Below are 9832 nucleotides of genomic sequence, written 5' to 3' on the forward strand. Positions count from 1 at the left end.
TTTACGAAAGTTGGCTTATTCGTAGGATTTCAAAGAAAGCACGAAGTACTGGATATATAGAACAAAAGGGCAATGACCCGTTCCGTTAGCAAAACCAGCCTCCACCCCTTGGATAGGCATGACGAAGGAATGAAAGGGCATATGATTATGACCCGTTGAGACATGGGAGGGAAAGCCTCCAAGGGCAGCGTGGAAAATGCGTGCAGCATATGTAAAAATATGGGATTCTCAATAGATCCCCTATTTCAATCTGCCCTCATCTTATCAAAACGGTCCTATCTCTTTCATTCTTCTAAAGCAACCTATACCATGTGGTTTGAAATCCTGCGAATAAGCGAGTATTCGTGAGCATTATCTATTAAACTGATGGAGTTCATTAAGATATGTAATCCTTGAAAATCCTAAGCGAAGAAAATTCGGAGGTTTATTGTACATAAAATGTATTATTATAGTTTTTCGCGTTTTGTCGTCTGGACCATAATTAGAGTTTTCAAAATAGCTATCATTCCCTAGAAATAGGAATCAAATTTGAAGAATCCGACCAATAAAGGTCGGCTTTTTTCATACTATTTTTAACAATAGGCGCCATATCCGTGGGCTGGTCATAAACTATTTCAATTGGGTTAGGAGCGACTTGGCATCATTTGTTGACCGTACATAGACGGCATGCTTGCCATTAATCATATGGTTTATTTCTACGGAGCTGTATTTATCTTTAATTACACTAATATTAATATACAGGGAAAGGTTTCATGAAAACCGACGGTTAGGAGGGATTGACTTGGATGTAATTGGAAAAGACGTCATTCGTAAAGATGCTTGGGATAAAGTGACAGGAGCCGCGAAATACACAGATGATTACCAATCAGTCGGGATGCTTTCTTGTACAAAGGTCATCAGTCCATATGGACACGCTAGGATCACTGCCATTGACACGACAGAAGCACTAAAAATACCAGGAGTTAGGGCGATTATCGCAGGAGAACATTTTCCACTTACAGGTGAGGCCATTCGCGACCGCCTGCCAATTGCTGTTGATAAGGTCCGTTACCACGGAGAACCAGTTGCATTAGTTGTTGCTGATACTCTTTCACAAGCTAAGAAAGCAGCTAACTTGGTAAAGGTCTATTATGAATTATTACCTGTAGTAAATTCACCTACACAGGCGTTCAAAAAGAATGCTCCCCTCGTCCATGAGAGGTTAGGCGAATATAAAAAGGAGAAAGATTCACACCCGGTTCCGGGAACAAACATTGCAACACTTACTAAAATTCGCAAGGGCAATATGGAAAAAGGATGGTCTGAGAGTGAGGTAACAGTAGAAGCAAGCTATTCCTTTGCCCCTTCAGATCATGCCGCAATGGAAACAAGATGTTCAACTTGTGAGATTTCACGAGATGGATCAATCAATATAATGACCTCATCTCAGGCACCTTATATGGTCAAAACACTGATATCTGAATACTTTGGTGAAGATATAGGGAAAATTGTTGTTCACACGCCGTTTGTTGGAGGAGGCTACGGTGGAAAAGCACCCGTTCAGCTTGAAATACTTGCGTACTTAGCATCGAAGGCTGTTGGTGGCCGACCCGTAAAGGTTTTTAATACGCGTGAAGAGGATATCATTACATCTCCATGTCACATTGGTTTGGATGCAACAGTTAAAATTGGGGCTGACCGTAACGGGAAAATTAAAGTTATGGAAATCCTTTATTTGTGGGATGGGGGTGCTTATTCGGATAAAGCAATTGATGTAACGAGATCTGGGGCAGTCGATTGCACAGGACCCTACAATGTGGAGAATTTATGGTGTGATTCATACTGTATGTATACCAATCATCCGTATGCCTCCCCATACAGAGGATTTTCTCATGCCGAGCTTTCCTTTGTGATTGAAAGAACACTGGACTTACTCTCACAAAAACTGCAGATGGATCCGCTAGAACTTCGTTATATAAATGCCATTAGGCCAGGAAATACAACACCGACAAGAGTTTCTTTAAATAAAAGCAATTTAGGGGATTTACCACAATGTATTGAGAAAGTAAAACATTTAATTAAATGGGACGAAGGGCCGATTAAAGAGATAAATGAACGTTTTGTTAGAGTAAAAGGCGTAAGCTGCAGTTGGAAAACGTCAACGATTGATGCCAACTCTTCCTCCGGTGTTACTTTAACTTTTAATCGAGATGGTAGTATTAATTTAATGTCAGGCCTTATCGAAATTGGAACTGGAACAAAGACTGTGCTTGCTCAAATCCTCGCCGAGAGACTTAAAATGGATGTCGATAAAATTCATGTCAGAATGGAAGTTGATACCCAGACCATGCCAGAACATTGGAAGACCGTTGCCAGCAGGGGAACATTTATGGCAGGTAGGGCCACCTTAAATGCCGCAGAAGATGTGATTAACCAATTAAAAGAAGTGGCCTCATGTGTGCTAAGGGCACCGAAAGAAGATTTGGAAGTGGCAAATAGTCGGGTGTTTTTGAGTGATGATCCATCCATTGGTCTCCATTTTGAAGATATTGGTTATGGGTATAAGTATCCAAATGGTAACGCTATTGGTGGTCAAATCATTGGCAGAGGGAAATATATTTTACGCCATATAACGAATTTGGATCCCGAAACTGGAGCTGGGAAGCCTGGTCCGGAGTGGTCTGTTGCGGCTTATGGAGTAGAGGTAGAATTCGATCGTAAAGATTATACTTATCGACTGGTTAATGCTGCTGCGGTGGTGGATGCTGGCAGGGTGATGAATGAAAAAACAGCATTAGGTCAGATTATGGGGGCAATGAGCATGGGGCTAGCATTCGCTGGGAGAGAAACATTTTATTTTGATGATTTAGGGAGGGTTTTGAATCCGCAGCTTCGGACGTATCGTCCACTTCGCTATGGAGAGAATCCTAATTACTTGGTTGATTTTGTTGAAAATCCACAGATTGATGCACCATACGGAGCTCGTGGAATAGGAGAACTAGGTTTAATGGGAATGCCTGGGGCACTCGGGAATGCATTGTCCCTAGCAGCTGGTGTTTCGCTTCATAATCTTCCCTTAATTCCAGAATTGATTTGGAAAGCAAAGGAGAAGCAATAAAGTATATCCGATGGGAAGGAGTACAGTTCCATTTGAAGGTCGTCATATATGAGGCCTTCCTTTTTCTTAAGCTGACAAATAATCCGATAAATATTATATCCTTCACCTCGGTAAAGTAGATTAGAAACGGGGCTACAACAATAATGGGATGATCAAGAAACGCCGTAGCCATACGGCTTTTTTTGTTTCCATAATAGTTTGGGAGGTGCTCTGGAAACGTAGTGCATTCGTATGAAGGAAAAGGGCTTTCGCATCACGATTTAAGAGAGTGAACAACCATGCTGAAAACTTTTGTGAACAATTACACTTAAAGTAAAGGGTGCTTTAGTTCAATAAGTGAGGTTACTGAAGCAACCTTTTTGTTATGCAACTAAAGGGGCAGTTTAGTTCTATAAGAAAAGTGGAAGGTAAATCCAGTTAATAGTATAGTCATATGTACCAGATCCTTTTTGTGGTCTTTTTCTTGATTGAAGAAAAATTCAGCTGAGGGGGATTGTACCAAATAATTTACATTGCTTTTATTTTTCGAAAGTAAAGGTACAATTAATACTTATATAGTTTATTGATAATAAAAGATAATGAGGTAGGAAAAAAATGATTGCAAAAACAGAAGAAGATTTTAATGGTTTGAAGGAAATAGGCAAAATTGTTGCCTCCATTAGAGATGAATTGGTACAAAGAACAATTCCTGGCATAACGACCAAAGAACTTGATGATATAGCTGGAGAACTTTTTAAAAAAGCAGGTGCAGTTTCAGCTCCAAAAGGTGAATATGATTTTCCTGGCTATACTTGCATTAGTCTTAATGAAGAAGTGGCACATGGTATTCCGGGKCATCGGGTTATTCATGAAGGGGATCTAGTAAATATAGATGTATCTGCTTCAAAGAAYGKTTATTTCGCAGATACAGGAATCTCATTTGTAGTAGGAGAAGGAGAAGAAGTATTAACGAAAATATGCGACGTTGCTAAAAAGGCATTTGAAGCAGGTCTWAAGAAAGCAAAACCCGGTTCCAAAAAAAGTAGAATCGGAAAAGCAGTATTCGAAACAGCGAGACAGCATGGATTCACTGTTATCAAAAACCTTACAGGACATGGTGTYGGACGTAGAATACACGAAGCACCTGACCATATTTKWAATTATAATGATCCATGGGATAATGAAATATTAAAGGAAGGGATGGTTATCGCATTCGAACCATTTATCTCAACCTTTGAAGAAGAAGTATTCCAAAAAGAAGACGGTTGGACCTATGCTACAGAAAAAAGCTATGTAGCTCAATTAGAACATACGATTATCCTTACTAAAAATGGTCCGATTATTGTCACACTTTAATTCAAGCAATGAAGTTTCTAAAATTATAAGACCTTATTTAGACTTTGTGATTGTGAATAAATGTACTTAAACTAACGGGTGCGTTAGTGAATCAAATTAATGAACTACTGCTACGTGCAGGGGGGTGTAGAGAAAGGAGTTGAAAAGACTTGATAATTTATGCAGATTCCTTACGTACAATTTCCATAGTAATACTTATTATTAGTTCTTCTTTCTATCTTCGGCATTTGGTAAAAACCAAAAAACAAAGGAAACTTTCAGCCTTTGAATTTACAATGTATACAACCATTCAAATAGCATATATCTTCTTTGCAATTAGTTTATTGATTTCTATATTCGTTAAGTGATTGGGAAGGGTAGAAAAGATTGTGAAGGATTCTACTTAAACTAACGGGTGCGTTAGTTGATTAAGGAACACAAAAATGATCAATCTTTTTTATAAAAGAATAATCCAAATAAAATTACAAGGGCATGTTTTGATTAATTTTTTTTTCAAAACATGCCCTTTTATTTATTCATTTATCAAGGTTTCTTGTATTAATTTGATCAAATTTTGTTTCAAAGCTAAATAAGACGGTTTTTAAAAGGACCGTCTTATTTTAAATTCTTGTTTCACTTTTCTAAACTTCTTTGTAATTGTTGATTTAAGCTCTACATAAGTATTATTTATACGAGTAATAGATACTTTTTGTCATAAAAATTATTTACCATACTCTCCAATCTTAGGTATTCACTTTAGCTGTTCGAGAACAACAACTTTGTCCCATTCTTTGTTTTTATAATCGGATTCTTCCCAACCCACGCGGAATATACTGCCATAGTCTGGATGGAATCCCTTGGTAGTAAATACCTTTTTATCAAAAGTAATGTCTTCGCCCTCGCCTCGCGAATTCTCCCCAAGGAGTTTACCATTGTCGATATCACTGATTTCAAATGTCTCGGAAATGATATTATCTTCGCCCTCATTAGCAATCAGCTTTTCTCTACCCATATATACATCAGATGTTTGCTCGTCCAGTTGTACTATTGGCATTTCCTTAATTTTTGAGAGACGGTTTATTTCTGCGATAATCTTTTCATTTTGCTTTTCATCTTGCCTTTCGTCCGCATTGTAAAAACCGATTGCGTATCCCCCACTTAATCCTACTAACGTTCCTGCAATTGTGAATGCTAATACTGTCTTCTTCATATGTATTTCCACCTTTTCTATTGCTCTTATCTACTTACTTATTAATAATAACATGCAAATTATTTACCATACTCTCCATTCCTAGGCATTTTACTAGCTGAAGCCCACTTTTCAGTAGATTTTGATTCACTGGTGTTGCTCTGTAATAAAGTTTGATAATTTGTAAAAAAGTTTGATTAAAATCACATTACCTCTTTAGTTTTTCATAGGTGGTTTTTGGATATTTATGTTAAGAAAATTATAGAGATTGTGAAAGAATGTACTTAAACTATAGGGGCAGTTTAGTTGAATAAGCTCCCTTTTGAAAAAGGATATTTTTCATCCCTAAGAGAATTTAGATTTAATGGATTTTATATAGAGGTGAAAAGGATGAATAAATATCTTAATCGAATTTCCCAAGACTTAGTAAATGCAAATTTGGATAATTATTGGTCAGGTTTTGAATCGGTTGCTTACGCATTATATGATAAGAGTTATGTTTATCTTTCCAACCATCCTAGAATGAAAAAAAATCAACAAAATAATTATCAAATTTTAAATTGGGATGAACAATTTAATGGTTGTACACTTATTCTTTATAATGATTATCCAACAGCAATTGTAAATATCGAATTGTATGAGGATTATAAAAGTTTATATTCTATTCTCGTACACGAATTATTCCACGGTTTTCAATATGTTAAGGGCGAAACACGGTTTGCGAATGAAATTATGGGAATCACATATCCGTTATCAAAAGAAAATGTGGAATTACGAAATCAGGAAAGAACCCACCTTTTTAGTGCGGTGTTAGAAAATAATATTATTAAAAAGAAACTATATCTTAATACTTTCATTGCCCTAAGAGAAAAAAGAGCTGCTAAATTTAATAATTATCTATTATACGAAAACTTAATTGAAACAATTGAAGGACCTGCGTTGTATGTTGAACTAAAGGCTTACTCGGAAAAAACCCCGATAGCTTACAAATCAGTTCTAAAAAAATATGGACAACACCTTATTGACAAATATGAATCCACTTCTGATATACGAAAGAGTTGTTATAGTTCAGGTTTGTTTATGTGTTTGTTACTAGATGAGTTTTCACCAGKTTGGAAGGAAAGCTTTTGGGGTAAAGAGGAAACATTATACGATATATTTAAACAGCTTTCGGATGACTTTATAAAAATAAGTAACGTAGAAATAAGTCCTGAAACAGAGGAAGTAATTAATTTTGCTATACAAAATAGAAAAAATACATTTGAAAATTTTGAACAACAAAAAGGAATTCATCTATTTATTGAAGGTGAAATAACTGCTAAATCTTTTGACCCGATGAATATCGTCCCATTTGAAAATAGGCTTTTACATAAGAACTTTATAAAAGTAAGAATTAACAATGAAGACTATCTTGTACAACAACCTGTTATTGCCTATTGTAAGGGTGGACTTCAAAATATAATTAAATTACATCTGATATTAAAAAATAATCCCATTGAAAATGTTGATTCGCTTACAATTGATGGTATCGGAGAAATAAAGGGAAGGTATGAGAAACAGCATTTATATGTGAATTAGGACCATGTCTTAATGAACTAACGGGTGCTTTACTTCAATAAGAGAGTTGCTTTGGCAGCTCTTTTTGTTATGGAACTATCGGGGCAGGTTTGTTGAATAAGAATGTAGAATATAAGAATAAATTGCCAATAAAAGTTTATAAATATAATTAATTGAGAGGGGTTCTAATTTGAAGTTAAAAGAGATAGCTGACCTTTTTATGGTCAAAGAAATAGAAGGGAATATGGATGTCGAAATTACAGGATTACAAATGGATTCAAGGAAAGTGGAAAAGGGGAATTTGTTTATCTGTGTACCAGCCATTAAGGGATTTCTTGAAGATAGACACCATTATGCTAAAGATGCCATTAGGAATGGTGCAGTAGCACTTTTAGTCGAACGTGATGTTGATATTGATGTACCAAAGATATTTGTTAAAGATGCAAGACATGCAATGGCAGTTATTGCTTCGAATTTTTATAATCATCCCTCACATGAGATGAAACTTATTGGAATAACAGGAACGAACGGCAAAACCACTACCTCTTACATTATTGAAAAAATTTTTACTGATTACGGACTTAAAACTGGTCTGATGGGTAATAACGGCATTCAGATTAACGGAATCATGTATCCCACAGATATAAATACACAGGAACCCCCAATTTTACAAAGAAATCTCCGGAAAATGAGGGAATACAACACGGAATATTGTGTTATGGAAGTTACATCTCAAGGGTTAGACATGAAGCGTGTAATGGGGTGTAACTTTAGAACAGCTATATTTACAAACCTTACTCAAGATCACATAGATTACCACGGCACAATGGAACAATATAGGAATACAAAAGGCCTTTTATTCTCTAGGCTCGGAAATACATTTAAATCTAAAGATGAAAAATATGCTGTCCTAAATGCAGATGACCCAAATTTTGAACATTTTCGTAAATTATCATCAGTGGAAGTTATTACTTACGGAATCAACAATGAAGCTGATGTTTCTGCAAAAAATATCACCATGACATCGCAAGGAATTCGGTTTTTACTTATTACTTTTAAAGGAGAAATTGAAATACACCTACAATTAGTAGGGGGGTTTAATGTTTATAATGCATTAGCTGGTACAACAGCAGCGTTAATTGAAGGAATACCCCTTGAGAATATTAGAAGTAGTCTTTCCTTGTTAACAAGTATAAGTGGCAGGATGGAAATAGTGGATGAAGGACAAGATTATCTTGTTTTAGTTGACTACGCTCATACACCAGATGCTTTAGAAAACGTATTAAAATCAATTAAAGAGTTCACAAAAGGAAAAGTAATTACTGTTTTTGGTTGTGGTGGGGATAGAGATAAGGTAAAACGACCAATTATGGGAGAAGTCGCCAGCAGATACAGTAACATTGTTTTTGTTACTTCTGATAATCCACGTTCAGAAGACCCTATTAAAATTATGAATGACATAGAAAAAGGAATGAAAAAGTCTAATTCATTACAATATGAATTACTCGCTGATCGAGAAGAAGCTATATATAAAGCTATCAAAGAGGCTACTTCAAATGATGTTGTTATAATAGCTGGAAAAGGTCATGAGACCAATCAAAGATTTAAAGATAAAACAATTCATTTTGATGATAAAGAAATAGCGAGAAAGGCAATATCTGAGAAGTAGTATTAAGTACTTTTAGGTCTTAACGATGCTTTAACCAGGCATCTTCTTTTTGTTTGTGAAGTATTATACTTAAACTAACGGGTGCTTTACTTCAATAAGGAAGGTTGCTTCGGCAGCTCTTTTCCTTATGGAACTATCGGGGCAGTTTAGTTCAATAAGAAAATCAAAAATTGGGGATAATACCTTTAATATTGTTAAAGAAAAAGGAGATGCCCAATGAAAAATAAATTGCCTTTTTTATTCTTAGCTATGCTAATGCTAGTAAATGTTAATGTTAATGCACAAACTTCTGAAAGGTATACCGACAATAGTAAGAAACATCTGGTTAATGCAAATGAATTTTATAATAATAAAAAAACAGGGGATTATAGCGAATACAATGCAGCGACCCTAAATATTAGAGAAAAAATTCTTTATAAAGACTTAAAATTCATAGTAGATAAACATGCAGAAAAATATCAACTAGTTAATATTTATAATAACAAACACTCCAATATAGATCCCAAACGCCAAATATATCTTTTTTGTTCAATTAAAGATACAAAAGAAAAAATGAAACATAAGTTTCTAATAATTGATGCTGAGACACAAGAGCCTATAGCAGAAGGAAACGGGGAAAGATGGCACTATCATTAAAGGTCTATACTAACCCCTCAAATGAGAAGCCCATTGCATAAAGACAAAAATCCTTAATCAACTAACGGGTGCGTTAGTTAAATAACAAGTTAATTAAAGAACGCACATATTAGATATGTCTAAAATGTGCGTTTGGATTTGAGTCAATATTTTGGACACTAAAAAGTTAAATCTTAAGCTGTATTCCTAATTCGATCTTCAATGGCTTGTGGGGTTTGATAGCCCAAGCTGCTGTGAATTCTTTTTCGGTTATACCAACCTTCAATAAATTGGAACATCGCTAATTTAGCTGTTTGRTAGTCTAGATATTGTACATGGTGGACTTCTTCCTTTTTTAATAGGGCATGAAAGGATTCAATACAGGCATTAT

7 protein-coding genes are annotated in these 9832 nt (G+C 35.5%); 5 read left to right on the forward strand and 2 right to left on the reverse strand.

The genetic code is table 11. The annotated features are described in order from the left end of the window. The first annotated feature begins 781 nt into the window (after positions 1-781). Both AC1DUW_RS14780 and map read left to right on the forward strand, forming a co-directional pair. Entirely contained in the window at positions 782-3097 is a 2316-nt protein-coding gene (locus tag AC1DUW_RS14780; RefSeq protein ID WP_477642838.1) for a xanthine dehydrogenase family protein molybdopterin-binding subunit, read from the forward strand. Between the two features lie 594 nt (positions 3098-3691). Then, positions 3692-4432, forward strand: a complete 741-nt coding sequence (gene map, locus AC1DUW_RS14785; protein WP_477642839.1) for a type I methionyl aminopeptidase — start codon at positions 3692-3694, stop codon at positions 4430-4432. 730 nt (positions 4433-5162) lie between these two features. On the opposite strand, the gene AC1DUW_RS14790 is transcribed toward map, so the two are convergent. Next, positions 5163-5621, reverse strand: a complete 459-nt coding sequence (locus AC1DUW_RS14790; RefSeq protein ID WP_377430942.1) for a hypothetical protein — start codon at positions 5619-5621, stop codon at positions 5163-5165. A 285-nt stretch (positions 5622-5906) separates the two neighbouring features. Here AC1DUW_RS14790 and AC1DUW_RS14795 point away from each other — a divergent pair, with 285 nt between their 5' ends. The 3 genes from AC1DUW_RS14795 (at position 5907) to AC1DUW_RS14805 (ending at position 9462) form a co-directional block, all read left to right on the forward strand. Next, positions 5907-7178, forward strand: a complete 1272-nt coding sequence (locus AC1DUW_RS14795) for a hypothetical protein (RefSeq protein WP_477642840.1) — start codon at positions 5907-5909, stop codon at positions 7176-7178. A 169-nt stretch (positions 7179-7347) separates the two neighbouring features. Continuing rightward, the gene (locus tag AC1DUW_RS14800) at positions 7348-8826 is read left to right on the forward strand and encodes a UDP-N-acetylmuramoyl-L-alanyl-D-glutamate--2,6-diaminopimelate ligase (protein ID WP_477642841.1); all 1479 of its coding nucleotides are present in this window, start codon (positions 7348-7350) and stop codon (positions 8824-8826) included. Between the two features lie 216 nt (positions 8827-9042). Continuing rightward, positions 9043-9462 (forward strand): hypothetical protein, encoded by a 420-nt coding sequence (locus AC1DUW_RS14805; protein WP_477642842.1) that lies wholly within the window; start codon positions 9043-9045, stop codon positions 9460-9462. A 173-nt stretch (positions 9463-9635) separates the two neighbouring features. Here the strand turns inward: AC1DUW_RS14805 and AC1DUW_RS14810 are convergent. Beyond that, positions 9636-9832: integrase core domain-containing protein (locus tag AC1DUW_RS14810; protein ID WP_477642843.1), on the reverse strand; the 197-nt coding region annotated here is incomplete at its 5' end.

It is taken from the genome of Peribacillus sp. P4_C12, assembly GCF_056402095.1.

Bases quoted from the DNA above. Each gene is read 5' to 3' on its own strand.
- AC1DUW_RS14790 (WP_377430942.1), bottom strand. From the start codon at position 5,621: ATGAAGAAGACAGTATTAGCATTCACAATTGCAGGAACGTTAGTAGGA.
- AC1DUW_RS14805 (WP_477642842.1), top strand. From the start codon at position 9,043: ATGAAAAATAAATTGCCTTTTTTATTCTTAGCTATGCTAATGCTAGTA.